Source organism: Streptomyces sp. NPDC054883 (assembly GCF_053610645.1).
Window position 1 is genome coordinate 65957 of record NZ_JBSGYT010000025.1, and the last position, 23788, is coordinate 89744.

The window sequence follows — 23788 nt, forward strand, 5'->3', positions numbered from 1 at the left end:
TCGCGGCCGGTCAGCCGCAGCCGCCACCGCCGCAGCAGCCGCCACCCATGGCGGGGGCGGGGGCGGCGGCCGGGCCGCCGCGGGCGGCGCCGCCGACGGCGACCGCGGAGAGCAGCTTGACGGTGTCGGCGTGGCCGGCGGGGCAGTCGGCGGGCGCCGAGGACTCGGCCATCGGACGGCTCACCTCGAAGGTGTCGTCACAGGTACGGCAGCGGTATTCGTAACGAGGCATGCGCACAGGCTAGCCGCACCGCCGTCGCGGGTGCGTGCATCGCGGGTACGTGCGTCACGGCGGCCGGCCTCACGGCGCCAGGCGTTACGGCGGCCGGCCTCACGGCGCCAGGCGTTACGGCGCCAGGCGTCACGGCGTCCGGCGTCACGGGTGCGGCGCGCGCCCGGTGCGGAGCGCCCGCCTGGCCGCGGCCCGGTCCTCGCGGGCCGCCTCCTCGGGATGGCGGGCCCGCCAGTACGGGTTGTCGTGCGACAGGCCGCCGCCGACCCGCCCGTACATCCCGAACCACATCAGCATCACGCCGACCACGAAGCTGAACAGCACGTTCGGGATGTGGAACGCCAGGAAGTTGATCCCGGTGTCCAGCAGCGCGAGGTTCACGAACCCGCTCGCGATGAACAGCAGACCCAGCACGATGTTCAGGGTCGAGGCGAAGTTCCCGCCCACCACCATCCCGTAGAACAGCAGCGCGCCGATGCAGATCGACAGGACGCTCAGCGCCCCGTTCGTGTTCAGTGCCAGCACCGTGTCCCCGCCGGTGTCGAAGAACCCGATCCGGTGCACCAGCCCCAGGACGCCGAACACGATCAGCAGCAGCCCGGTCAGGCCGGCGCCCGCCCGGTACACCTGGCTGAGCTTGTGATCGACCGGCAGGTGCTCGTCGAGCCGGGCACCGACCGGCCGCCGCATGTGCGGAGCAGCGTGAGTGGCCATGGCGGCCTCCTCTGCCTGACGGCTGCCTGAGGTCCCTCCCAGCATCCGCCGCGGGCACCGTCCGGACAACCCCGGACCCGCCCGGGCCTCAGGCGTGGCCGCGCTCCGCCCGGATGTCGTTCACCACCCGGTTCACGGATGCCCGTACCCCCTCCATCTCCTGGAGGAACTGCCAGTAGTCGGGGTGGCGCCCCTCCAGGCCGGCCAGCGCCCGCTCCACCCGCGCCACCGACTCGTCCAGCGGCCGGGCGTGGCGCGGATCGGGCACGCTACGGCCCTCCATCGCCAGCCGTTGCGCGTCCCGGATCGCGAAACGGGTCCGGCGCACCTCGTCCTGCGGGTCCCGGGCGACCGCTTCCAGCCGCGTCAGCCGGTCCTGCGCCGCCGACACCGCCTCGTCGGTCGCGTCCAGACCGGCCCGTACCTCTTCGATCAGCGCCCCCACCTCGGCCCACCGCTGGCCCTCCCGGGCCCGGCCGGCCTCCGCCAGCTTCTCCTCGGCCCGCGCGACCTCACGTACCGCCTGCTCGGGGACGTGCTGCAGGTCCTGCCAGCACGCCGCGCTGAACCGGCGGCGCAGCTCGCTGAGTACCGGATCCACCCGGTCCGCCCGGTTGCGCAGCGCCTGCGCCCGGGTCCGCAGGCTCACCAGCCGTCGGTCGACCTCCGCCGCCCGCTCCGGCAGCCTGGCCGCCTCGGCCCGTACCGCCTCCGCGTCGCGCAGGATCCGGTCGGCGCGCTGCACCGTCTCCTGCACCCCGTGCCGGGCCGCGCCCTGGTTCAGCTTGGTCAGCTCCGGGCCCAGCGCGGCGAGCCGGGCCGCCAGGTCGTCGGCCCGCATCCCGTTCGCGCGGACCGAGTCCAGCGCGTCGCTCGCCGCCAGCAGCGCCGCCTTCGCCCGCTCCCGGGCCGGCGCGACCCGGGCCAGCTGTGTCTCGGCCTTGTCCAGCAGCGGCTGCAGCCCCTGCTGGAACCGGTCCAGCTCCCCCTTGACCCGGACGAGCTCGTCCCGCGCCCGCGTCAGCTGCTGCCGGGCCTGGGCCGCGACCGAGCCCTCCAGGTCGACCCGGTCCAGGTCGTGCGCGTCGACGGCCTCGATGTACACCTGGCTGACCTGGTCGATGCGCTGCCCGAGCGCGACGAACCCCTCCGCCGCCTGCCGCGCGGCGGGCGACCCGTCCGCCGCCGCGATGGTCTCCATCGAGATCCGCAGGTCCCGCTGCGCCGTATCCAGCTCGTAGAACGCGGCCGCGGCGGCATCCTTCGCCGCCTGCGCATCCGCCCGCCGGCCCTCGTCCCGCCCACCGAACCACCGCCGGGATGCCGTTGTCACAATCCCTCTCCCGTGCCGCGTCCGCCATGCCCCGCTCCATTCTCCCCTACGGCAACGGGTTTGCGCCGGGGGTGCGCCCTCCATGTAGGCTGTCCACTCATCCACGGGTGCGTAGCTCAGGGGTAGAGCGCTGCTCTTACAAAGCAGATGTCGGCGGTTCGAAACCGTCCGCGCCCACCAGCACGAAGGCCCCCAACCGATCATGGTTGGGGGCCTTTGACATCTATATCCGACATCAACGGATGCAGTCAGGGGCGGTCGCGCCGGGTCCTGAGCAGCCGGTCCATGTGCCCGACGGCCTCGCGCTGCGTGTCCTGCACGACGTGCGCGTACATGTTCATGGTGACCGCGATCTGCGAGTGCCCGAGGATCTCCATCACGACCCGTGGACGCCCGGAGGCTGGGACTGCGACGCCCCCACATCAGCAACTACATCTACTGGGACCTCGATCCAGGCCTGAACGCCGAGAAGGTCGTGGACCGAGCTGTCATACGAGCCCTTCGCGCTCTGAGCCGGGCGGCGCGGTAAGAGTTTCCCTACTTCATCAAGGCACTCGCCGCGCACAGCGCGGCGCGCGCGGCCCGTCACCCGGGCCTGCGCTCCTGCCTCCGCCCCGCTCCCGCCCGGACCGCCGGCCGCGCGCCTACGGCTCGGGTAGATGGTGGGAGAAACCCGCTGTGGCTGGGGCGGTCGGCTCCACGGCTTTGCCCACCTCCCCGGTTCGGGTCCCGCGTCAGCAAGACCAGGGGGCCACTCGATCACATTGCGGTCAGGCCCAAAGACCTGACCGAGCGCCAACCAGCGTACGGCCCCCTGATCATGCTCGACCCCAGCCCGGGCAGGACACCGGCCAAAGCCGCTCCGCCAGCCTCAGTCGACATACCTCACGGGGCCGCGCAAACTGGATGCAACGGGCAAGTGGAGCCGTCTGATCGAACCTCGACCTGTTGCTGGGATTGCTTTTTCCCAGAGCGGTACCGTCCGCTTGGCGGCGTCGTCTCGAATGGCGTTTGAATTCAGCACCTAATTGCCCAGCCCGCGGCTCGGGGAAGTTTCGAAGGCAGTGGGCGGCGGGCGCCTGATTTATCGCATATAACAAGGCCGCAAACGTCTTGGGGTGATCCCATGAGTGTTCGAAGGCTGTGTGGAGCTGCGCTTGCTGGACTGATCTTGGCAAGCGGTACAACGCTCATCTCTAGTGCGCCAGTACACGCTGTAACGGTGCTGGGTGGCGTGGAGCTCGGCGGCTACTGCAAGTCGATTGGGTACTGGGGTGCGGTGCTTGAGCAACCCAACGCCTTCGGGTGGAAGTGCCATCGAGCTTCTGAGCGTGCTGGGATCGACATGGGAGCCGCCTGCGCTTGGCAGTACAACAACCCGGCGGCTATAGCGAGCTATCGAAACGCCAGCGACCCGTACAGCTGGTACTGCTTCGTCAACACTGGATGAAGGCGGACGGGAGCCTGTCCTCTGTCTGGTGCCGGAACGTGTCGGCCTCTGGGGTGGCAGGTCATGGCGGTCCCAGCATCTATGGCCTGCGCCTCAAGTTCGCCGTAGGGCCTTCCGCATTTCTTCGATCAACGCGGCGCGGGCCCGGCGGACGGCTCGCCAGGCCTGGATGAACTCACCGGAGGCCGAGGCGTGGCCGGCAACCACGACGTCATAGAAGTCGAGCACGCTGAGAGTGGCGAGATGGGCCTGTTCGGGGATCGGCTGGTTTGCCACCAACTCCAGTTGCTGCTGTGCTGTGTACACGCCGTGTTCGCCAATTGCGACATGCCCTTTTCTGCGTGTTCAGAGGATGCTTCCGCCCGGGAGAATGCGTCCCTGGCCTCAGAGAGGGCTGCGAGATACTCCGTGAATGTGGTGCGCAGCCTGTCACGATCCCGCTCCGTCAGGTCGCGCCGCCAGCGAACGTGATCGGCAGCGAGGGTGGCGAGCACTCCAAGCACCGTGCCCACCGCTGTCGCGGCAATTGTCGACCATTGCATGTGCCCCCCTGAGGTCTACGTATGGCTGGCTCTTCCCCTCGGCGGCAGTACAGCAAGTGCCGTAACCACATCAATCATTGCCGAACTGACGAGGTGGTTCCGGTGATCGTTGCCGTGATTACTCATCTGTTCGTGATGCTCGCTGCGGCCCTCGCTCTTTACCTCTTCCGAGGCGCGGGCAAGGCGCAATACCACGTTGGTAACGAGGGATCGCGCCGGCTCGGCGGTGAGTGTCTAACTGCATGACAACGACCGCCGCGTACGGTCACGGATGGTGCCAGGGCCAGCCTCAGGTTCCCTGGCACCCGGTTCCGCTAGTTCCTGGCTTACCAATCACAAGATTCTTGATCCCCCAGTGCCCAACCGACAGGCTCCTGATGAGGCCGGGCGTGCGACCCTGCGCTTCAATCGGCCTTGTGTGTGCCCTCCTCGCGCCCCGTCGGCTACGCCACCTTGATGGGTGTTCACGCATGATGAGCGAGGAGGGGACGATGTGACTCAGCCGCGGTGTGGGGCGGCGACGCAGGATGGTGGGCGTTGCCGGAACAAGGCGATCATCGGAAGCGGGCAGTGCGCGAAGCATCAGGGCGCCTGGACCGCCTTTGGAGTGGCGCAGCGGAAGAAGAAGGAGGCCGAAGCGAAGATGCGGAAGCTCCGGAGGAAGAAGTGACCTGTTAGGGGCGGCCGCTGACATCTACGGGTGACATCAACGTGGGTGTATGGCGGCGTTCTCCGGCGGTCGAGCGTAGGTTCTGCTTTGCGGTCTGGCCTCGGTGGCCGGTGGGCGGTAGCCGGGCGAGCTTACAAAGTAGATGTCGGCGGTTCGAAACCGTGCGCGCCCACCAGCACAAAGGCCCCCCGCCGATCCCGGCGGGGGGTCTTTTCGCATCTGGACCACGAGCCGTGTAGGCACCCCGGCAGCGGGATGCAGCGTCGCCGCTGTGCCGCTGTGCCGCTGTGCCGCTGTGCCGCGCATGGTGCACACCGGCAGTCCGGCGTCCTCGACTCCCGGTAGGAGACGGGTAGACGTCCCACCGCTCGACGGACTGCCGGGGCGGTGAACACCCCCGGTCTCCTCCAACTTGTCGTCCACGGCCTCGGCGTGGTGGCCCGCAGCGATAGCAGAATGGTCACCCTCGACCCCAGGGTCCTCCTCCGTCCCGGGGGACCGCCCCACCTGACGGTCATGCCGCGCAGGGTGGACATGGTGGCCGAGGAGCAGCCCGGACCAGGGCCGCAGGCTGACCATCCGGGGTCGGCCTCGATGAGAAGGCCGCCGGGAGGTTCGCTTCCGCTTGCGGCAGTAGGCAGGTGCGGCGGTGGGGGAGCGTGTGGAGATCATCGAGCGGGTGCTCAAGGCGACTTGGGAGGGGGTTGTCGTTGCTCCCGTGCGGGGCAGTGAGGTTGGGGTGCTGGTTCTGGGCGGGTCCAGTGGGCGGGTGGAGCGCGAGCGGGCGCGGCTTCTCGCCCGGCAGGGTTTCGCAGCCATGGCGATCCGCTGGTTCGGCGGGCCCGGGCAAACGCCGGGGATCTGTGAAGTCCCCTTGGAGACCTTCACCGCCGCCGTGGACCAACTCCGGCTGGGCGGGGCGCGACGCATCGGAATACTCGGTCTTTCCAAGGGGGCGGAGGCGGCTCTGCTGACGGCGGTGCACGACCCGCGCGTGGACGTGGTCATCGCGCTGTCGCCCACCTCGCGGGTCTGGTGCAACGTCGGTCCCGGCCGGGACGGAGCGCATCGGCCGTACCGTTCCTGCTGGACCTGGCGGGAGCAGCCGCTGCCCTTCGTGCCGATGGACGACGCGTGGGCGCCCACGGAGCCGGGTACGGGCCCCGTCGCCATCCGCGGGTGGTACGAACGCAGCGAGCGGACCTTCGCCCACCTGCTCGCGCCGGCCGGCATCCCCGTGGACGAGACCAGGGCCGACCTGCTGCTGGTCGCGGGCGGGGACGACGCGATGTGGCCGTCGCTTCCCTTCGCCGAGCAACTCGCAGCACGCCGGCGCTCGGCCGGGGCGCCCGTGCGCATCATCGCCCGCGACGACGCCGGCCACCGGCCCCGTCTCCCCGGCGAGGGCCCCGCCCCGGCGTCGCCGCGCTTCCGGTACGGAGGAACCCCCGAAGCCGACGCGCTCCTCGGCGAAGCCGCCTGGCCCCACATCCTGGAGGCCCTCGGCGGCGGGGCCCGCCGGGCTTCTTCCCGGTGATCGTCGGGGGGCGAGAGAGGCCGGGGCCGCCAGGCGGCTGCCCCGCAGGATGTCACGGTTCGGGCACAGCGCCACGCGTGTGCTCAGGTGGCCCTACGGTGGCCGGATTCGCACTCGTCCCGTGGGGGTCTCATGTCCCATCAGTTTCCGCCGTCCGGCCCGCCCCAGCCCGGGTACGGCTACCCGCCCCCGCCGGCGCCGAGGAAGTCCAACACCGGCAAGATCGTCGGGTTCTCGTGCCTGGGTGTCGTGGGCGTGGTCGTCCTGCTCGCAGTGGTCGGCGCCTTGATCTCCGGTGGCGACGGTCAGAAGAGCCCTGAGCGACCGGCCGCCGCGGCCTCCCAGCCCGCGAAGGCCCCGGAGGCCCCGCCTTCCAAAGCGCCGGAGAAGAAGCAGCCGGTCGCGGTCACCGCCCAGAAGACGGACTTCAAGGCGAGCGTCCTCGCACAGGGCGACGGCTACACCAGCGTGTCCGTCACCGTCACCAACAACTCGGCGAAGCCGATCAACGTCAACCCGCTCTACTTCACCATCACCGACACCAACGGCACCAAGCACGCCTCCCAGCTCGCGGCGGACGAGAACCAGATCGACACCGTCGAACTGGCCCCGGGCGAGAACATCAGCGGCGCCGTCACCGGCAAGGGCTCGTTCACCGCGAAGACGGTCACCTATACGGACGGGCTCATCGGCGAGGGTGTGCGCGCCGACGTGTCGTAGCGCACGCGCGGCCACCACGCCTCCGTGCCCGCCGGCACGGAGGCGTCGTGATGGCGCGGCGAAAGAGCGCGGCCGCGGTCTTGGCGGTGGGGGTGGGGCGTGGGATGGTCGGGGGATGGGGGAGTGGGGTGGGTGGGTCGCCTTGGCCGGGGTGCTCGTCGGCGGGGCGGCGTACGTCGTGCTGGAGCGCCGGGCCGCGCTGGGGTTCGAGCGGCGGCGGGAGGCCGAGCGGGAGCGGTTGCTCGCGCTGCTTCCGGCGCCCGGGCCGGAGGCGGGCGAGCCGAAGTACGCGGACGTCGGCGGGCTGCCGGTCAGGACCGCTGCCCGGGGCGACGACTTCACGCCCCTCCTCGTCGAGTACTACGCCTACGGACTCACCCAGGCCCGCAGCAGCTTCGTGACCAGCCAGCGCTTCGCCGGGGCCGGGGCGGTGATCCTGCTGGGCGGGGTGGCGCTGGCGGTGTGGAAGGCCGAGAGCAGCGGGGACCTGTACCTCGGGGTCGTCACCAGCTCCGTCGGCCTGGTCGTCACCCTCATCGGGCAGCTCTTCCACCGCCGGGCCGACGTCGCGCTGCGGCACATGTCCGGTCAGACGGCCGCGCTGCGCGACGACCGGCGCTCGGCGGAGTCGATGGCGCAGGCGGTCCGGCTGCTGGACGAGGTCGCCGATCCGGAGCTGCGGGGACGGCTCCAGGCCGGTCTGATCATGAAACTGTCCGGAGCCGAACTCCCGGGTGCCGAGCGATAGTGGAGGTATGTGCCGTTCCATTAAGACCTTGCGCCCGCCCGCCATCCCCGAGAAGGCCACCGAGGAGGAGATCCGCGCCGCCGCCCTGCAGTACGTGCGGAAGGTGTCCGGGTTCCGGGCGCCCGCCGCGCACAACCGGGAAGTCTTCGACGCCGCCGTGGACGCCATCGCCGAGGCGACGGCCGTGCTCCTCGACGGCGTGCACGTAAGGGGGCGGGAGCCGGTCGCGCAGAGCCGGTGAGACAGGACGTCAGGCGTGCGGTTCCCGGCGCCGGCGCAGCACCCACAGACCCGCGCCCAGGGCACTGGCGACGAGTGCGCCGCCGATGGCGACCGGGCCCGTACCCATCGAGTCCACGCTGCCGCCCAGCCCGCCACGGGCGGCGCCCAGGCTGACGTTCAGTGTCGCCGTGACGCGCTCACCGCCGGCGCCGCCGCACTCGAAGGTGACGGGGTGCGAGCCGGTCACGGCGCTGCCGAAGACGATGGCGCTGCCGGACAGCCGGGTCGCCTGCGCGTTGCCGGGGCTCAGCTGGACGTTCCCGAAGGCGGGCGAGGACGCCCTGCCGGTGCGGGTGCCGCAGCCCGTGACGCTGAGGTCGACCCGGCTGCCCGGGGCGACGACACCGGGCGAGACGGATGCGGTCGCGTTGGCGTGGGCGAACGTGGCGGGCGTGGCGGCGGTGATGACGAGCGTCGCGGCAGCGGCCCCCGTCAGGCGGTACCGCTTATGGGTAGCGGGCATGGAGTGAACTCCTCGGGCTCCTCGGAACGGCGCGGCCAGGACACGGGTGTGACGCGGATTCGGTCGCGCTCCGTGCTCAGGACGCTAGAAGCCCCGGCCCCGCCCGGCGATCGCTGCCGGGTGAACGGGTGACCCGCTGCCCCGGCCGGCCCACACCCGCCCCCGCGCGCATCCGGCCGGCAGGCCGACGGGACGGCCTACGCGGCCGGCGCCGCCGACGGGACCGGACGGCGCAGCAGGAACACCGCGAGGGAGCCCGCCGCGAACAGGGCGATCACCGAGACCGCCGTGCCCAGCCAGGCGGCGCCCAGCCACTGCGTGCCGAAATAGCCCAGCGCCACGCTGTAACCGGCCCACGCCATGCCCGCCAGCACCGACCACGGAAGGAACTCACGCACCTCGCGCTGCGTCTTGCCCGCACCCAGCGACACCACCGAGCGGCCCGCCGGCGCGAAGCGGGCGATCACCACCAGTGCACCGCCACCGCGCGCCAGAGCCGCGCCGAGCCGCTCATGGGCCCGGGTCAGCCGGCGCGAGCGGGCGATGGCCCGGTCCAGACGGGCCCCGCCACGCCGGGCCAGCCGGTACGCGGCCATGTCACCCAGCACCGAAGCAGTCGTCGCGATCACCAGCAGCGCCATGATGTCCGGCACCCGCGCGGGCACCGGCGCCGGCGAACCCGCGGCCCCGGCCGCCGCCGCAGCGGCCGCGGAGGTGATCACCAGAACGCCGCTCGGCAACACCGGCAGGAACACGTCGAGCACGACGGACGCCGCCACCACGGCATAGATCCAGGGGCTCGTGGTCAGCGAACCCAGAGTCTCAAGCACAGCGGGACTCCCCAGTCCGAAGCGCCGCGTCGTCGCGGGGAGCGGCAGGGGCGGCTTGACAGCCATACAGCGTACGCCGCGCACCACCGCCCCCGAGCCCCGGGGCCGCCGGTCCGGCAGCCTGCGCGCACGGCCCGCCCGCCACGGTGGCCGACAGCCGCGCCCCACCCGGCCGGAGGACCGCCAACGCCCGGAGCACGTCCGGCAGTACGCGTTACTCCGGTTCGGTGAGCCGCCGGTCCAGCACCGTCACCAGCCGGGCCCCCGAACCGCCCGAACGGGCCTGGTCCAGCCACAGCCGGGCCGTCCGCCCCGCCAACGCCAGCGTCATCAGCTGGTTGCCGAACCACGGTCCGCCCGTACGCCGCCAGCTCAGCGGCGGCCGGCCCGTACGACCGTGCCGGGAGAAGCCGCGCCCCAGCCATCGCCCCACCCGCGACCAGCCCAGCCGGAAGCCGAGTCGCACCGCCAGGTGGATCGAGTTGTGGACCGGCGAGCAGGTCAGCTGGAACACCCTTGAGGTGCTGGGTATTCGGGGCTCGGCCACATACGCGTGGTGCACGTCCCCCGACAGGACCATGACGGTCGCCGGAGCCCGCGGACCCGTCCCCACCTCCTCGACCAGATCGCTCAGCGCCGCGAACGAGCCCGGGAACGCCGCCCAGTGCTCCAGATCGGCGCGCCGGCGCAGGTCCTCCCCGATCCGCGCCCACCGCGGACCGCGTTCCCCACGGCACAGCGCCGCGTTCCACACCTCCGCGTCATGGATCAGCGGCGGCATCAGCCACGGCAGCGAGGACCCGATCAGCAGATGGTCGTACCCGCCGTGTCCGGCCAGGGCGTTCTCCCGGAGCCACTGCTGCTCCGCCGGGTCCAGCATCGCCCGGCCGTCCTCGGCGAGCACCCGCGCCGCCCGGGTGTCCACCATCAGCAGGCGCGAGCGGCCGAAGTCGCGCCGGTAGCTCCACCGCACCGAACCGGGATCGGCGTCCGCGCGGGCCGCGAAGGCGCGCAACGCCTCCGTACCGTCCGGGGAGGCGCGGACCGCCCCGTACAGCTCGTCGGCCGCGAGCTCGGCGGGCGAGAGGTTGCCGAGGTGCTGGTACACCCAGTACGACATCAGCCCGCTGAGCACCCGCTCCTGCCACCAAGGCGTCGCCCGCATCCCCGCCAGCCAGGCCGCGCTGGTGTTCCAGTCGTCCACGACGTCGTGGTCGTCGAATACCTGCAGACTGGGCACCGTCGACAGCAGCCAGCGGATCTCCGGGTCCAGCCAGGACTCGTAGTAGAGCCGGGTGTACTCCTCGTAGTCCGCGACCTGCGCGCCGGGAGCCTCCCGCAGGTCCCGGCGGGCCGCGAGCCAGCGCCGGGTCTCCCGCGACAGCTGGTCGGCGTACACCTGATCGCCCAGCAGGAGGAGGACGTCGGGCCGGACCGCCTGCGGCTCGGCCGCCAGCCGCGCCGCGAGGGTGTCGAGCGCGTCGGGCCCGTGCGGCCCGCGCCGGCCGGCCGGCGGCGCCGCCTGCCGGCAGGACCCGAAGGTCACCCGCAGCTCCGGTGCGGCCCCGCCGGAGCCGCGGACCGCGGGCGTGGTGATGGTGCTCGGCGGGAAACCGCTGCCCGGCAGCGGCCACACGCGGACGCCGTCGAGCAGCACCTCGTACGCCGTGGTCGTACCGGGGGTCAGGGCCGTCACCGGGACCAACGCGTAGTGGTGGCCGGCTATCTGGAAGGTGCGCACGCTCCCGGCGGCGCCGTCCGCGCACCGCACCTCGGCGGTGCACGGGCGGTCCGCCTCGATCCATACCGTGGCGGAGCCGCCGTCCTCCCAGTCGACGTAGCGCAGCAGCGGCCCCAGACGCAGTCCGGCCATCGAACCCCCCTCCTCCTCAGCCCCTTCGGTCACGGTACGGGGTGGAGGGGGAGCCTGGCCTCCCCCTGACGGGGGAGAAAGATCGCCGTCCGCTTCCGGCGGCGAGGAGCATGCGGCGAGAGCCGGTCTCAGCAGCCGTTGAGGACGTTGACCAGGGCGGTCTTTTCGCCGGAGTTCATGCTCAGGCCCCAGTACTGCTTCACCTCGACCCACATCCGCGCGTACGTACAGCGGTAGGCGGTCCGGGGCGGCAGCCAAGTGCCCGGGTCCTGGTCGCCCTTGGACTGGTTGACGTTGTCGGTGACCGCGATGAGCTGCGGCCGGGTGAGGTCGTTCGCGAACTGCTGCCGCTTGGCGGTGGTCCAGGAGGAGGCGCCCGAACGCCAGGCCTCGGCGAGCGGCACCACGTGGTCGATGTCGACGTCCGAGGCGGCGGTCCAGGTGGCGCCGTCGTACTCGGAGTACCAGCTGCCGCTGACGGCCGCGCAGGAGGAGGAGACGACCACGCCCGAGCCGTCCCGCTTGAGGACGGTCTCGCGGGTGTCGCAGCTGCCGGAGACGGTGATCCAGTGCGGGAAGAGGGTGCGGCTGTAGCCGGTGAGGGAACCTTCCGCCACCGGCGTCACCGTGGCCAGGTACGAACGGGCCGCCGCGGCGCTGATCGGCGCGGGCGGGGAGGCCTGGGCGGCGGGGGCGCTGACGAGGGAGGTGAGGGCGGCGAGCGCGGCGGCCGCGGCGAGGACGCCGATCCGGCCGGCCCGACGCGCGTAGACGGAGGGTATGAGCGCCATGGGAGGCTCCCTTGATGGGTGGGGGGCGTGCGACCCCGGCGGGTCGCCGTCATCGTGGTGGCGCCAGATGTCCGACGGGTGGGCGCCAGATGACAGGTTCTCGACATGGGCACGTCACATCAAGGTGTTCAAGCCGCATGGTCGGCAGGGAAGTTGACATATCGGGGTGAGCGGCTGGGCGAGCTGGGGCGAACATCACATTCCGGACGCTCGCGCTCGCCGACGGGCATCACGTACCCTGGAGACGCAGAAGGGGAGTAGCTCTTCGCCGGACCGTCGACATACTGCTGGGTCACACCAGCCGGCGCCCGGAGGCAGGCCGCGTCAGCGGTCGGCCAGCGAGACCTTCGGCCGCAGTGTCCTGGAGCCGCGCATACCGCGTGGTGCCGTATCAGGGCGCCGCCGAGCCGAAGCGACCCCTGATCCACCCCAGGTCTCTCGGTGCCGACGGCGTCCTGCCCGACCGATTGAGGTTCTGCCCCAGTGTTCAGCTTCAGCGTCCTGGCGATCGCCTTCGGCGTCGTCTTCCTCGCCGAACTCCCCGACAAGACGGCCCTGGCCGGACTGATGCTCGGCACCCGCTACCGCGCGTCCTACGTCTTCGCGGGCGTCGCCGCCGCCTTCGCCCTGCACGTCGGGCTCGCCATCGCGGCGGGCAGCGTGCTGACGCTGCTCCCGCACCGGCTGGTGCAGGCCGTCGTGGGCGTGCTCTTCCTTGCGGGCGCGGCGATGCTGCTCCTGAAGAAGAGCGACGACGAGGAAGAGGTCAAGCCGCCCGCCGACCAGTCCTTCTGGAAGGTGTCGGGCGCCGGATTCATGCTGATCCTGGTGGCGGAGTTCGGTGACCTCACCCAGATCATGACCGCCAACCTCGCCGCGCGGTACGGCAACCCCGTCTCGGTCGGCATCGGAGCCGTGCTCGCCCTGTGGGCTGTCGCCGGCATCGGCATCCTGGGTGGGCGCACGCTCATGAAGTACGTGCCGCTGAGGCTGATCACCAAGGTGGCGGCCGGCGTGATGGCGGCGCTGGCCGGGTTCTCGCTGTACGAGGCGATCACGGGCTGAGGCGGAGGCCGGGCGCGGCGGCCGCCGGCGGTGTGCGCCGCCCGCGCCCGGCCGGCGGCCGCTGGTGGCGGCGTGGGGCCGCGGGTACGGCCCGGTCGCGGGGTCGGCCCGTCCGCGCACGCGGCGGCGGCCGATGGCGTCGCGCGGTTCCGGCCCGTGGCGTAGCGGGCGGGGCCGGTGGCGCTCAGGCAGTCGTGGTGAGCGTGAGGCGGAGGGCGCCGTCCGGCGCGGTGTCGACGCGTACCGACCGCAGGTCCGGGACATGGGCCGTCGGGGCGTGCGCGGCCGCGCGCGGGCCGATCCCGATCACCCGCATTCCGGCCGCCTGACCTGCGGCGATCCCGGCGGCCGAGTCCTCGAACACGATGCAGTCGGCCGGCTCCACGCCCAGCTCGGCGGCGCCCTTGAGGAAGCCCTCGGGGTCGGGCTTGCTGGCGCCGACCGACTCGGCGGTCACCCGCACGCGGGGCATCGGCAGTGCGGCCGCCGCCATGCGGGTCCGGGCCAGAGCGGCGTCGGCCGAGGTGACCAGCGCGTGCGGCAGGCCGGCGATGGCCGCCATGAACTCGGGGGCGCCCTCGACGGGGACCACGCCGTCGGTGTCGGCCGTCTCGCGGGCGAGCATCTCGGCGTTCTCCGCGTGGTTGAGCTCCATCGGGCGTCCGGGCAGCAGGATCGCCATCGTGGCGTAGCCCTGGCGGCCGTGCACGACCTCGAGCGCCTCCTGCGGGTCCAGTCCGTGGGCCACTGCCCAGTCGCGCCAGCACCGTTCGACCACCGCGTCGGAGTTGACGAGCGTGCCGTCCATGTCCAGGAGCAGGGCCTTGGCGGAGAGGGCGACGGTTGTGACGGGTGCGTTGCTGGTGGTGCTGGCCGACATCGGCGGGACTCCAGACAAAGGGGCAAAAGAGAACAAGTGGTTCCGTCCACCGGTCAGGGAGTGAGGACGGAACCACTTTGTTCCCTCACTATACAAAATCTGGCGGGACTCGCGCCACCGCCCTCCGGCGCGGTGCCGTCCGCGCTCGCGCCGGCCGTGGGCGTGGACGCATGGAGGCGCACCTCGCGGTGCTTTGTCAGACCTGCGGTGCATGATCGGCCCATCGGCCCATCGGTGGCGAAGACGACGGGAAGGCGCCATGTCCATCACGAACCAGCAGGTGGCGGAGCACGGCATGCTGCGGCGGCTGTACGACGATCCGTACTTCCCGGATCACGTCCTCGGCAGGGGCCGGGCGATCCTCATGGGGCTGTGCGAGCGGATAGAAGCGGAGCGGCCGCCGGACCTGGCGGCCCTGTACGTACTCACCCACGCGGCGACGGAGGCCTTCAACCTGCTGGAGGCCGATTTCGAGGCGGCCGGGAGCGGGATCGACACCGTCGCGCGCGAGGAGATCGCCGAGGACTTCTGGTTCGTGGCGTCGGCCTACGGATTCGCGGACGCGGACATCGAGGAGCTCATCGCGACCCGGGAATGGTGAATCCGGGCGCGGGGCCCCGCTCGTGCCCGGGACGCTAGCCCTCCAGGGCCTTGCGGGTCGCGGGGCCGTAGACGCCCCAGGGGTCCGCGGTGATGTCGTTGTACCACTGGAACTCCGACACGGCGTCCTCCGTGGACTTGCCGAACCTGCCGTCGGGCTTGCCGCGGTACAGGCCCTGCCCGGCGAGGAGCTGCTGGAGCCTCTTCACCTCCGGGCCCGAATCGCCGTAGCGCAGGGTCGGGCCCTGGGCGGCGGGCGGAGGCGGCGGGGCCGCAGAGGTGCGGCTCGGCGTGACGGAAGGAGTCCGGGACGGCGCCGCCGAGGAACGGGACGCGCTCGGTGACGCGGACGGCGACGGCGAACGCGACGCGCTGGGCGAGGGCGAAGCCGAGGCGGACGCCGAAGCCGAGCGGCCGGCCGACGCGCTGGGCGAACCCTGCGACGGCTCGGCGGGGGCCACGTCCACCGCCGGCGCGGACGGTTTCGCGTCGAGCAGCGCCGCGTCGCCCGATCCGGAACCGGCGGACACGCCGAAGGCCACGGCCACCCCGCCGACGGCGACGAGTGCGGCGGCGCCGGCCAGCAGCAGGGGCAGCTTTCGCCGCTTCTCCGGGCCCCCGGCCCCGCCCCCACCTCCCGCCATGGCCTTCGTGCTGACCGGCGCCGGGGGAACCGCAAGGAGCGGGACCGTGTGGTCCGGCCAGGGCTGCGGCGGCGGTACGGGGGTGCCGTACGCCGGAGTGCCCTCTCCTGCCGGCGGTGCGGGCGGGACCGGGGGCAGCAGCTGCGTCGCGTCGGCGTCACCCGGCTGCGCCATCGCGCCCAGCACCGGCTGCGGGTGCGGCCCCGCGTCACCCGGCTGGCCGGTTTCGGACAGGCTGACGTACGGACGGATGCGCAGGGGGTCGAAACCCGCCGCCGGAGCACACCCGCAGCCGGCGCCCGGGGCGCCGCAATCTGGACAGCGCTCAGCGCTCACTGGAAAACCCTCCCTGGCCAATGCCAGCGATTATGCAGACCCGCCAGGCCGCGCCCAACCTCCCGAGAGGCCATAACCGGACACACCGCTCAGGATGGAAATGTTGATCCCGCCCGAGGGGCCCGGCCCGGGGGCAGGCCGTCCGCCGTGGCCGACGGCCGCCCTTCGGGCCGCCCGAGGGCCCCGACACCTACGGAGGAGCCGATGGCACAGGAAGTGACCACGTCGGTGGGCCCCCGCCCGGGCTCGGAGCACACCTCCCGGGAGGTGCTCGTCGCCATCGGCGCGCTGCTCCTCGGCCTGCTCCTCGCGGCGCTCGACCAGACCATCGTCTCCACCGCGCTGCCGACCATCGTCAGCGAGCTCGGCGGCATGGAGCACCTGTCCTGGGTCGTCACCGCCTACATGCTCGCCTCCACCGCCGCCACTCCACTGTGGGGCAAGCTCGGTGACCAGTACGGACGCAAGAAGCTGTACCAGGGCGCCATCGTCATCTTCCTCATCGGGTCGGCACTGTGCGGGCTGGCCCAGAACATGCCGCAGCTCATCGGGTTCCGGGCCCTGCAAGGCCTGGGCGGCGGCGGGCTGATGGTCCTGTCCATGGCGATCGTCGGCGACATCGTCACGCCCCGCGAGCGCGGCAAGTACCAGGGCCTCTTCGGTGCGGTCTTCGGTGCCACCAGCGTCCTCGGCCCGCTGCTGGGCGGCCTGTTCGTGGACCACCTGTCCTGGCGCTGGGTCTTCTACATCAACCTCCCCATCGGTCTCGTCGCGCTCGTGGTCATCGCGGCCGCCCTGCACATTCCGAGGCGCTCCTCGAAGCACACCATCGACTACCTCGGCACCTTCCTCATCGCCTCCGTCGCCACCTGCCTCGTGCTCGTCGCCTCGCTCGGCGGCACCACCTGGGCCTGGGGCTCGGCCCAGGTCATCGGTCTCCTGGCGCTGGGCGCGGTGCTGCTCGTCGCCTTCATCGCCGTGGAGCGGCGGGCCGCCGAACCCGTCCTGCCACTGGGCCTGTTCAAGATCCGCACCTTCACCCTCTGCTCGGTGATCAGCTTCGTCATCGGCTTCGCGATGTTCGGTGCGATGGTCTACCTGCCGACCTTCCTCCAGGTCGTCCGGGGCGTCTCGCCGACGCTGTCCGGCGTCCACATGCTGCCGATGGTGTTCGGTCTGCTGATCTCCTCCACCGCCTCCGGCCAGGTCGTCAGCCGCACCGGCCGCTGGAAGGTCTTCCCGATCGCGGGCACCGCCGTCACCACCGTCGGGCTGCTGCTCCTGCACCAGTTGGAGCGCACCACCTCCGACCTGGTCATGAGCCTCTACTTCTTCGTGTTCGGCGTCGGCCTCGGCCTGGTCATGCAGGTACTGGTCCTGGTGGTGCAGAACTCCGTCCGCTACGAGGACCTGGGCGTCGCGACCTCGGGTGCCACCTTCTTCCGCTCCATCGGCGCCTCCTTCGGCGTGGCCATCTTCGGCACGATCTTCAACAGCCTGCTGGGCGACGAACTCTCCGCCACCCTCACCGGGGTTCCCCTGCCGCCCGGGGTGAGCGTGAACGGCCTGGAGGCCGACCCGCGGGCGATCGCGAAGCTGCCGGCCGATCTGCGGCCGCGCGTCCTCGACGCCTACTCGTCGGCCATCACCGATGTGTTCCTGTACGCCGTGCCCGTGGTCCTCGTCGCCTTCGTCGTCGCCTGGTTCCTCAAGGAGGACAAGCTGCGCGGTTCGGTCACCGCACCCGACGCGAGCGAGACCCTAGCCACCAACCCGGTCCAGCGCTCGTCACGGGACGAGGTGGCCCGGGCGCTGTCGGTGCTCGGCAGTCGCGAAGGCCGCCGTCACGTCTACGAGAAGATCACCGAGAAGGCCGGCTTCGATCTGCTGCCCGCCGCCAGCTGGATGCTGCTGCGGATCAACAGGTACGGATCGGTGGAGCCGGCGGTCCTGGCGGAACGCACCACCGTCCCGATCAAGACCGTCACGGAGGCCGCCCGCCAGATCGAGGAACGCGGGCTCGCCGTCCGCGACGGACTGCCGCTGATCCTGACCGACCGGGGCCGCGAGGCCGCGGCCCGGCTGGCGCAGGCCAGGCAGGAGTCCCTCGCCGAGCTGCTCGGTGATTGGTGGGGTCCCGACCGGCCGACCGACCTGGCCGACCTGGTCAGGGAGCTCAACGAGGAACTCTGCGGCTCCGAGGCCGAGGAGCCCTACGGCGCCTCCGCGCGCCGCGACCACTCCAACCACTGACCGGTGCTACCGCCGTCAGCCGTACCGCAGTTCGGCCCAGGTCGCGGCGTCGATCAGGCCCGTCCGGGGCAGCCCGCGCAGCGTCGAAAACCGCAGGAGACCCTTTCGAGGTCAGGAGCGTCCGCAGCCGCCGCGGTTCCCGCCGAAAGGGCCGTGGCACCGATCAGCAGGGAGGCGGCGAATGCGGCCGATGCCGCCGTGCGCTTGAGCGAGGCCGGCGTCAGCGACGTCGGGGCCGCCGGAGCCGCGGCCGGGCATGTCGCTGCGCTATATCCGCTTCTCGAACCAGTGCTCCGCATACGGACCGGAGTTGTAGGCCGGTATTTCCGCGTACCCCTGCCGCGCGTACAAGCGCCGGGCCTCGACGAGGTCGGAGCGGGTGTCCAGGCGGATCCGGGCGGCGCCAAGGTCCCGGCCCGCGTCCTCAAGGGCGCTGAGGAGGGCCGCCCCGCCGCCGGTGCCGCGGGCGCGCGGGTCGACGTACACCCTCGTGAGCTCGGCGGTCACCGGGTCCAGGAGGCGTATCCCGCCGCAGGACAGGGGGCGCCCGTCGTACCGTCCGACCAGGAACGCGCCAGTCGGCAGGGCTAGTCCGTCGGCCGGGTCGTCGCACAGGCCCTGGTCGATCTCGGCCTCGGTGACGGGCCTGCGCCAGTACCGGCCGGCGACCTCGGCGTAGTAGGCGCGGCGCAAGGCGGTGGCGTCGGCGGTGGTGAACGGTTCGGGGGCGACCTGCCAGGTGCCCGTGGCGGTGATCTGTTCGCTGGTCATGGCGTCATTCTGGGGCGGCCACCGGACGGCCGCGCTGGAATATCCACAGGCACGGCCTGATGATGTGAAAAGGGGTAAATCGCTTCGATCAGAGGATGTGGGCGCCATGTCCGAACACCCCGACGCGGCCTTGGTCCGCCGTGGCTACGAGGCTTTCAACAAGGGCGACATGGAGACGCTCGGCTCCCTCCTGACCGCCGACGTCATCCACCACATGCCCGGTGACAACCCGCTCTCCGGGCACCACAAGGGCCGCCAAGCCGTCCTCGACCTCTACCGGGCCTTCGCCGAGGAGACCGGCGGCACCATGCGGGTCGAGCTGCAGTCCGTGCTCGTGGACGGCCGCGGCCACGCCATGGCCTTCCACACCACCCGCGCCGACCGGGCCGACCGCGGCATCGAGATCCACCAGGGCATCTTCTTCACCATCGTCGGTGGCAAGGTCAGCGACATGGACCAGTGCACCCAGGACATCGACGAGGAGAACACCTTCTGGGGCTGACCACACCCGCCCCGAGCAAGACCGGGCGGCCGCGCGGCAGGACCCGGCGGCCGCCCGTCCGCCTCAGCCCTGCGGCTTCGGCGCCGCCTGCTGCACGACCTCGAACGACCACACCGACGAACCCGACGCCGCCGGCTTGGGCCGCTCACCGCCCGCGCCGCCGCCACCGCCCTGGTGCGCCGCCTTCATCGGCCCCTCCATCCACGCCTGGAAGTCCTCCTCGGAACGCCACCGCGTGTACACGAGGTACTGGTCCGTGCCCTCCACCGGACGCAGCAGCTCGAACCACTCGAACCCGTCCGAACCCTCCACGGCCCCCGCCCGCGAGGCGAAACGCCGCTCCAGCACCTCCCGCTGCTCGGCGGGAACGGTCAGCGCGTTGATCTTCACGATGCTCATGCCCGCCATCCTAGGGATCGTGCGCGGGATATCGTCGTCCCCAGGCAATCAAGTGGTGCATGAAACGCGGCAGCCAGGCGAAGTCAGGGTTGCGGTCAACAGGGCGGGAGGCCGGCGAGGCGTGGCTAACGCGGCGGAGCACAGGGGTGGACCCGGACATGCCGGGGTCATAGGCGATGGCGGAAGGCTCGGGGCGGCGCGCCTCCTGCTGTGGGCGCTGGCGGCGGTGCTCGCCGTCAGACAGGCCGCCGTCGTGCTGCGCGTCCCACCGGGGGAATGGCTCAGCGCCTTCCACCTCCCCGGCAGCCTGCCCGGCTCGCTCTACGACAGCGGTTCCGGCCAGTTCACCGGCACGCCCTTCGCCGGGCTGGTCCTCAAGCCGTTCGCCGGGTTCGCCGCGCCCTCGCTGGAGGTGGCGTGGACCTGCGTCACCCTCCTGTTCGTCGCCGCGATCGGCCTGGTGGCCGCCCGGGCGCTGCCCGATCCGGTGCCCCGCCGCACCGCGCTGCTGGCGGCGCCGGTGCTGGTCGCGCTGATGATGGTCTCGCTGCCCGTCCGGGAGGCCGCGTCGCCCGGGCAGACCGCCGTGCTGCCCGTCCTGCTGGTGCTGCTGGCCGTCTTCCGGGTGCCCGCCGAGCGGCCGGCCGGGTTCCTCGTCGGCCTCGCCGCCGCGCTGCAGCCCGGCCTGCTGCTCTTCGCGCCGCTGCTGTGGCTCACCGGCCGACGCGCCGGGGCCAAGGCCGCCGCCGTGACCTTCGCCGGCGCCACCGCGCTGTCCTGGGCGTCCCTGCCGCGCGACTCGTGGACGTACTGGGTGCACGACATCGCGGGCACCGGCCTCGGCGGAGCCCCCGACAGCCTCGCCAACCAGTCCCTGCACGGCGCCCTGCTGCGGCTCGGCCTGAGCGGCCCCGGCGAGATCGTCCTCTACGCCGCCCTGGCCGCCGCGGTCATGTGGACCGGCCTGCGCCGCGCGGCCCGCTACGCCCGCGACGGGCAGCTGCTGCTCGCCGCCGCGATCACCGGATGCGTGGCCGTCGCCGTGTCCCCGGCCGGCTGGCGCCACCAGCTGCTGTGGGTCCTGCTCGCGGTCGCCGGCAAGGTCGGCAAGCGGGCCGCCGACCGCACGGTGTGGCCGGTCGCCGTGGTCCTGGCCATGACCCTGTCCGCGGACGTGCTGCTGCCGAACCTGGCCGCGCTGGCCCCCGTACGCGACAACGTGCTGCTGCTGACGGCGCTGGCGGCGGCCTGCGCCGTACCGTTCCTCCCGCGGTCGTCCCCGTACTGGCGCGAGCCCGTCCCGACGGCCTACGGGCGGCCCGCGGCCGCCCGCTGGTCGCGCGTGCCGCTGATGCCGTTCTGGCGGCGCGTGCTGTCGCGCCCCAACCTGTTGCTGGAGTTGCTGCTGATACGGGTGGGGTACTCGCTCTACTCGCACATCCGGGCCGCCGCACCCACCAGCCGCAGCCTCGCCGAGAGCAACGGCAGCCTCATCCACGGCATGGAGAAGGCGCTCGGCATCGACATCGAGCACGCCGTGAACCACGCCGTGGTGAACGCGCCCCCGGTGAAGGCGTTCTTCAACTTCTACTACACCTCCTTCCACTTCGTGGTCCCGCTGACCATCCTGGCCGTCCTGTACTGGCGCCGCCCCGGCGACTACCGCTGGGCGCGCGCCTCGCTGGGCCTGGCCACCGTCCTCGCGCTCGTCGGCTTCTGGCTGTTCCCGCTCGCACCGCCGCGCCTGATGCCCGACCTCGGCTTCGTCGACACGGTGCACGGGGTGCAGGACCTGGCGCACCCTCAGTACGGGGCGATGACCGCCATCTCCAACCAGTACGCGGCGATGCCCTCGCTGCACTTCGGCTGGTCGCTGTGGTGCGGGATCGTCATCGTCGTGCTGGCGCCCAAGACCTGGCAGAAGCTGCTGGGGGCGCTGCACCCGCTGATCACGGTGTGCGCGATCGTCGCTACCGCCAACCACTGGGTGCTCGACGCCGTCGGCGGCGCCCTCGTGGTCGCCGCCGGGTTCGGGCTGGTCTACGTACTCTCCGGGCCGCGCGGCGCGCTGGCGCCGGCCGACGTCAGCCTCACGGTGCCGCGCCCGCGCACGCCGGAGCGGCTGGGCAGTGCGAGCCCGTCGGGGGAGCGCACCAGCGCCTGACCCGCGCGCGCGTACGCGGGTGTACGCCGACGGCGCGCGGGCCGAAGGGGTGCCGGAGCAGAATCGATTCTGCTCCGGCACCCCTTCGGTGGATCGCCGCGTCCGTCCAGGATGGGGCCCCGCAGTCGTGCCCGCCACCCGGGACACGACCGGCTACGGCCGCGCGTCCGCCGGGAGATGGGCCACCACGAGCGCGATGGCGGCCTCGGCGGTGTCGGCCTCGCCGAGCACCTGCGCCGGACGCGGACCGCCGACCCGGAACCGGCCGTCGGGCAGCGGCTCGACCGCCGGTACGTCGACGTTGAACGGCGGGCTGGTACGGGAGCTGAACCACAGGGTCCACTGCTTGGTGAACGGGTACAGCCGGCGCAGCCGCGGTTCGGCGGAGGCCGCCGCCAGCAGTGACAGGACGCCCTGGCTCAGCGTCTTGGACTCGGCCCGGTCCCGTACCAGCCGCCACGTCAAGGGCATGCGCTGCCAGCGGGCTTCCACCGCGTCGGCGGTCCCGCGTTCCTGAAGGTTCATCCGCGCAGTGTGCTGCCCCGACGCCGCCAGGACAACGGTTTCGCAGGTCACGAACCGGTAGACCAGCGGACGGCAGGGGCCGGGGCGTGGGCGGGAGCGGCCCCTGCCGCCCTGGGTCCCGGGCCGGCAGCGCGGCTCAGCCGCGGCCGTGGCCGACCCGTAGTTCCTTGATGCCGTTGAGCCAGGCCGCGCGCAGCCGCCGCGGGCCCGGCGCGGCGAGGCGCAGGTCGGGCAGGGAATCGGCGAGCGCGTTGAAGATCAGGTCGATCTCCATGACGGCGAGGGACTTGCCGAGGCAGAAGTGCGGTCCGCCGCCGCCGAACCCCAGGTGCGGGTTGGGATCGCGGGTGATGTCGAAGACGTCCGGGTTCTCGAACACCTCCGCGTCGTGGTTGGCGGAGGAGTAGAACAGCCCCACCCGGTCACCCGCCTTGATCTTCTGGCCGCCGAGTTCGGTGTCCCGGGTGGCGGTGCGCTGGAAGGACACCACCGGCGTGGCCCAGCGCACGATCTCCTCCGCCGTCGTCGACGGGCGCGTCGCCTTGTACAGCTCCCACTGCCCGGGGTGGGTGAGGAAGGCGTGCATGCCGTGGCTGATGGCGTTGCGCGTCGTCTCGTTGCCCGCGACCGCCAGCAGCAGCACGAAGAAGCCGAACTCGTCCGAGCCCAGGTTGCCCTGGCCCTCGGCGGCCACCAGCTGCGTCACGATGTCCTTGGCCGGGCACTCCTTGCGGGCGGCGGACAGGTTCATCGCGTAGCCGATGAGTTCCATCGCCGCGTTGGCGCCGACCTCCTCGGTGATCGCGTACTCCGGGTCGTCGTAGGCGATCATCTTGTTCGACCAGTCGAAGATGCGCGAGCGGTCCTCCTGCGGCACGCCGATCAGTTCGGCGATGGCCTGGAGGGGGAGTTCGCAGGCGACCTGGGTGACGAAGTCGAAGCTGCCGTCGGCGGAGGCGGTCAGCGCCTCCTCCACGATCTTCCGCGCCCGGTCGCGCAGGGCCTGCTCCAGGCCGCGGATCGCCCGGGGGGTGAAACCGCGCTGCACGATCTGGCGCACGCGCGTGTGTTCCGGCGGGTCCATGTTCAGCATGATGAGGCGCTGGGCATCAATGGCATCACGCCGGATGTGCTCGTTGAAGCGGATGATCGCCGTGTTGAGGGTCGAGGAGAACAGCTCCGGGTGCGTGGAGACGTACTTGACGTCCGCGTGCCGGGTGACGGCCCAGTACCCCTCGTCGTCAAAACCGGTCACGCCCCGCCGCTGGGCGCACCACCACACGGGGGCCGTCTGCCGCAGCTGCGCGAACTCCGGGAGCGGGACCCGGTCGTGGAGGAGGTCGGGGTCGGTGGCGTCGAAGCCTTCGGGCAGCGCGGGACACGACATCGGGCGACTCCAAGGTCTGACGGCCCATCAGAAGATGGCTCGAAGGTAGTAACGAGTTCTAGAAGTCGCAAGGGCCT

At 72.0% G+C, this 23788-nt stretch carries 24 protein-coding genes and 1 tRNA gene; 10 read left to right on the forward strand and 15 right to left on the reverse strand.

Going from position 1 to position 23788, the window contains the following annotated elements; all coding sequences use genetic code 11:
* Positions 1-10 precede the first annotated feature (10 nt).
* From ACWGH1_RS19745 to ACWGH1_RS19755, 3 genes are all read right to left on the reverse strand, one after another.
* Positions 11-232 (reverse strand): FmdB family zinc ribbon protein, encoded by a 222-nt coding sequence (locus ACWGH1_RS19745; RefSeq protein ID WP_453355253.1) that lies wholly within the window; start codon positions 230-232, stop codon positions 11-13.
* Positions 233-376: 144 nt separating this feature from the next.
* Entirely contained in the window at positions 377-946 is a 570-nt protein-coding gene (locus ACWGH1_RS19750) for a DUF4383 domain-containing protein (RefSeq protein ID WP_453355254.1), read from the reverse strand.
* Positions 947-1034: 88 nt separating this feature from the next.
* Positions 1035-2279 carry a hypothetical protein gene (locus tag ACWGH1_RS19755; RefSeq protein WP_453355255.1) on the reverse strand — a complete coding sequence of 415 codons (1245 nt, stop codon included), beginning with the start codon at positions 2277-2279 and terminating at the stop codon, positions 1035-1037.
* A 105-nt stretch (positions 2280-2384) separates the two neighbouring features.
* Here ACWGH1_RS19755 and ACWGH1_RS19760 point away from each other — a divergent pair.
* Positions 2385-2459 (forward strand) — tRNA-Val (locus ACWGH1_RS19760).
* A 68-nt stretch (positions 2460-2527) separates the two neighbouring features.
* Here the strand turns inward: ACWGH1_RS19760 and ACWGH1_RS19765 are convergent.
* Both ACWGH1_RS19765 and ACWGH1_RS19770 read right to left on the reverse strand, forming a co-directional pair.
* Positions 2528-2656: an integrase gene (locus ACWGH1_RS19765; RefSeq protein ID WP_453355256.1), complete on the reverse strand. Its 129-nt coding sequence runs from the start codon at positions 2654-2656 to the stop codon at positions 2528-2530.
* A 1166-nt stretch (positions 2657-3822) separates the two neighbouring features.
* A complete protein-coding gene (locus ACWGH1_RS19770; protein WP_453355257.1) occupies positions 3823-4035 on the reverse strand; it encodes a hypothetical protein in 213 nt (70 codons plus the stop codon).
* Positions 4036-5590: 1555 nt separating this feature from the next.
* Between ACWGH1_RS19770 and ACWGH1_RS19775 the strand changes: the two genes are divergently transcribed.
* From ACWGH1_RS19775 to ACWGH1_RS19790, 4 genes are all read left to right on the forward strand, one after another.
* Positions 5591-6478 (forward strand): acyl-CoA thioester hydrolase/BAAT C-terminal domain-containing protein, encoded by an 888-nt coding sequence (locus ACWGH1_RS19775; RefSeq protein WP_453354570.1) that lies wholly within the window; start codon positions 5591-5593, stop codon positions 6476-6478.
* A gap of 132 nt (positions 6479-6610) precedes the next feature.
* On the forward strand, positions 6611-7198 hold the full coding sequence (locus ACWGH1_RS19780) for a DUF4352 domain-containing protein (protein ID WP_453354571.1): 588 nt from the start codon (positions 6611-6613) through the stop codon (positions 7196-7198).
* Between the two features lie 115 nt (positions 7199-7313).
* Positions 7314-7946 (forward strand): TRADD-N-associated membrane domain-containing protein, encoded by a 633-nt coding sequence (locus ACWGH1_RS19785; RefSeq protein WP_453354572.1) that lies wholly within the window; start codon positions 7314-7316, stop codon positions 7944-7946.
* A 7-nt stretch (positions 7947-7953) separates the two neighbouring features.
* Positions 7954-8187, forward strand: coding sequence for a DUF2277 domain-containing protein (locus ACWGH1_RS19790; RefSeq protein WP_453354573.1), 234 nt, complete (start codon positions 7954-7956; stop codon positions 8185-8187).
* Between the two features lie 9 nt (positions 8188-8196).
* On the opposite strand, the gene ACWGH1_RS19795 is transcribed toward ACWGH1_RS19790, so the two are convergent.
* From ACWGH1_RS19795 to ACWGH1_RS19810, 4 genes are all read right to left on the reverse strand, one after another.
* Entirely contained in the window at positions 8197-8691 is a 495-nt protein-coding gene (locus ACWGH1_RS19795; protein ID WP_453354574.1) for a hypothetical protein, read from the reverse strand.
* A 197-nt stretch (positions 8692-8888) separates the two neighbouring features.
* Positions 8889-9521, reverse strand: a complete 633-nt coding sequence (locus tag ACWGH1_RS19800; protein ID WP_453354575.1) for a DedA family protein — start codon at positions 9519-9521, stop codon at positions 8889-8891.
* Between the two features lie 214 nt (positions 9522-9735).
* Positions 9736-11394 carry a DUF7800 domain-containing protein gene (locus ACWGH1_RS19805; RefSeq protein WP_453354576.1) on the reverse strand — a complete coding sequence of 553 codons (1659 nt, stop codon included), beginning with the start codon at positions 11392-11394 and terminating at the stop codon, positions 9736-9738.
* Between the two features lie 128 nt (positions 11395-11522).
* Positions 11523-12176 carry an HNH endonuclease family protein gene (locus ACWGH1_RS19810; protein ID WP_453354578.1) on the reverse strand — a complete coding sequence of 218 codons (654 nt, stop codon included), beginning with the start codon at positions 12174-12176 and terminating at the stop codon, positions 11523-11525.
* Positions 12177-12668: 492 nt separating this feature from the next.
* Between ACWGH1_RS19810 and ACWGH1_RS19815 the strand changes: the two genes are divergently transcribed.
* Complete coding sequence (locus tag ACWGH1_RS19815) at positions 12669-13250, forward strand: TMEM165/GDT1 family protein (RefSeq protein ID WP_453354577.1); 582 nt, start codon at positions 12669-12671, stop codon at positions 13248-13250.
* Positions 13251-13434: 184 nt separating this feature from the next.
* On the opposite strand, the gene ACWGH1_RS19820 is transcribed toward ACWGH1_RS19815, so the two are convergent.
* A complete protein-coding gene (locus ACWGH1_RS19820) occupies positions 13435-14130 on the reverse strand; it encodes an HAD-IA family hydrolase (RefSeq protein ID WP_453408859.1) in 696 nt (231 codons plus the stop codon).
* 259 nt (positions 14131-14389) lie between these two features.
* On the opposite strand from ACWGH1_RS19820, the gene ACWGH1_RS19825 reads away from it, so the two are divergent.
* A complete protein-coding gene (locus tag ACWGH1_RS19825) occupies positions 14390-14731 on the forward strand; it encodes a DUF5713 family protein (RefSeq protein WP_453355669.1) in 342 nt (113 codons plus the stop codon).
* Positions 14732-14765: 34 nt separating this feature from the next.
* Here ACWGH1_RS19825 and ACWGH1_RS19830 read toward each other — a convergent pair whose 3' ends face one another.
* Positions 14766-15548 (reverse strand): peptidoglycan-binding domain-containing protein, encoded by a 783-nt coding sequence (locus ACWGH1_RS19830; RefSeq protein ID WP_453408860.1) that lies wholly within the window; start codon positions 15546-15548, stop codon positions 14766-14768.
* 366 nt (positions 15549-15914) lie between these two features.
* Here ACWGH1_RS19830 and ACWGH1_RS19835 point away from each other — a divergent pair, with 366 nt between their 5' ends.
* On the forward strand, positions 15915-17963 hold the full coding sequence (locus ACWGH1_RS19835; RefSeq protein WP_453355667.1) for a DHA2 family efflux MFS transporter permease subunit: 2049 nt from the start codon (positions 15915-15917) through the stop codon (positions 17961-17963).
* A gap of 267 nt (positions 17964-18230) precedes the next feature.
* Here the strand turns inward: ACWGH1_RS19835 and ACWGH1_RS19840 are convergent, their stop codons facing one another.
* The gene (locus ACWGH1_RS19840) at positions 18231-18734 is read right to left on the reverse strand and encodes a GNAT family N-acetyltransferase (RefSeq protein WP_453355666.1); all 504 of its coding nucleotides are present in this window, start codon (positions 18732-18734) and stop codon (positions 18231-18233) included.
* 106 nt (positions 18735-18840) lie between these two features.
* Here ACWGH1_RS19840 and ACWGH1_RS19845 point away from each other — a divergent pair, with 106 nt between their 5' ends.
* On the forward strand, positions 18841-19236 hold the full coding sequence (locus ACWGH1_RS19845) for a nuclear transport factor 2 family protein (RefSeq protein ID WP_453355665.1): 396 nt from the start codon (positions 18841-18843) through the stop codon (positions 19234-19236).
* A 63-nt stretch (positions 19237-19299) separates the two neighbouring features.
* Here ACWGH1_RS19845 and ACWGH1_RS19850 read toward each other — a convergent pair whose 3' ends face one another.
* The gene (locus ACWGH1_RS19850) at positions 19300-19635 is read right to left on the reverse strand and encodes an antibiotic biosynthesis monooxygenase family protein (protein WP_453357253.1); all 336 of its coding nucleotides are present in this window, start codon (positions 19633-19635) and stop codon (positions 19300-19302) included.
* Between the two features lie 121 nt (positions 19636-19756).
* On the opposite strand from ACWGH1_RS19850, the gene ACWGH1_RS19855 reads away from it, so the two are divergent.
* Positions 19757-21799, forward strand: a complete 2043-nt coding sequence (locus tag ACWGH1_RS19855) for a bifunctional glycosyltransferase 87/phosphatase PAP2 family protein (protein WP_453357252.1) — start codon at positions 19757-19759, stop codon at positions 21797-21799.
* Between the two features lie 153 nt (positions 21800-21952).
* On the opposite strand, the gene ACWGH1_RS19860 is transcribed toward ACWGH1_RS19855, so the two are convergent.
* Complete coding sequence (locus ACWGH1_RS19860) at positions 21953-22324, reverse strand: DUF6193 family natural product biosynthesis protein (protein ID WP_453356858.1); 372 nt, start codon at positions 22322-22324, stop codon at positions 21953-21955.
* Between the two features lie 136 nt (positions 22325-22460).
* Complete coding sequence (locus tag ACWGH1_RS19865; protein ID WP_453356857.1) at positions 22461-23711, reverse strand: cytochrome P450; 1251 nt, start codon at positions 23709-23711, stop codon at positions 22461-22463.
* Positions 23712-23788: the final 77 nt, after the last annotated feature.

Excerpts from the sequence above, each read along its gene's own strand:
- ACWGH1_RS19745 (WP_453355253.1), bottom strand. The coding sequence starts at position 232 with ATGCCTCGTTACGAATACCGCTGCCGTACCTGTGACGACACCTTCGAG.
- ACWGH1_RS19750 (WP_453355254.1), bottom strand. The coding sequence starts at position 946 with ATGGCCACTCACGCTGCTCCGCACATGCGGCGGCCGGTCGGTGCCCGG.
- ACWGH1_RS19765 (WP_453355256.1), bottom strand. The coding sequence starts at position 2,656 with ATGGAGATCCTCGGGCACTCGCAGATCGCGGTCACCATGAACATGTAC.
- ACWGH1_RS19780 (WP_453354571.1), top strand. The coding sequence starts at position 6,611 with ATGTCCCATCAGTTTCCGCCGTCCGGCCCGCCCCAGCCCGGGTACGGC.
- ACWGH1_RS19785 (WP_453354572.1), top strand. The coding sequence starts at position 7,314 with ATGGGGGAGTGGGGTGGGTGGGTCGCCTTGGCCGGGGTGCTCGTCGGC.
- ACWGH1_RS19790 (WP_453354573.1), top strand. The coding sequence starts at position 7,954 with ATGTGCCGTTCCATTAAGACCTTGCGCCCGCCCGCCATCCCCGAGAAG.
- ACWGH1_RS19795 (WP_453354574.1), bottom strand. The coding sequence starts at position 8,691 with ATGCCCGCTACCCATAAGCGGTACCGCCTGACGGGGGCCGCTGCCGCG.
- ACWGH1_RS19805 (WP_453354576.1), bottom strand. The coding sequence starts at position 11,394 with ATGGCCGGACTGCGTCTGGGGCCGCTGCTGCGCTACGTCGACTGGGAG.
- ACWGH1_RS19820 (WP_453408859.1), bottom strand. The coding sequence starts at position 14,130 with ATGTCGGCCAGCACCACCAGCAACGCACCCGTCACAACCGTCGCCCTC.
- ACWGH1_RS19825 (WP_453355669.1), top strand. The coding sequence starts at position 14,390 with ATGTCCATCACGAACCAGCAGGTGGCGGAGCACGGCATGCTGCGGCGG.
- ACWGH1_RS19830 (WP_453408860.1), bottom strand. The coding sequence starts at position 15,548 with ATGGCGCAGCCGGGTGACGCCGACGCGACGCAGCTGCTGCCCCCGGTC.
- ACWGH1_RS19835 (WP_453355667.1), top strand. The coding sequence starts at position 15,915 with ATGGCACAGGAAGTGACCACGTCGGTGGGCCCCCGCCCGGGCTCGGAG.
- ACWGH1_RS19840 (WP_453355666.1), bottom strand. The coding sequence starts at position 18,734 with ATGACCAGCGAACAGATCACCGCCACGGGCACCTGGCAGGTCGCCCCC.
- ACWGH1_RS19845 (WP_453355665.1), top strand. The coding sequence starts at position 18,841 with ATGTCCGAACACCCCGACGCGGCCTTGGTCCGCCGTGGCTACGAGGCT.
- ACWGH1_RS19850 (WP_453357253.1), bottom strand. The coding sequence starts at position 19,635 with ATGAGCATCGTGAAGATCAACGCGCTGACCGTTCCCGCCGAGCAGCGG.
- ACWGH1_RS19860 (WP_453356858.1), bottom strand. The coding sequence starts at position 22,324 with ATGAACCTTCAGGAACGCGGGACCGCCGACGCGGTGGAAGCCCGCTGG.
- ACWGH1_RS19865 (WP_453356857.1), bottom strand. The coding sequence starts at position 23,711 with ATGTCGTGTCCCGCGCTGCCCGAAGGCTTCGACGCCACCGACCCCGAC.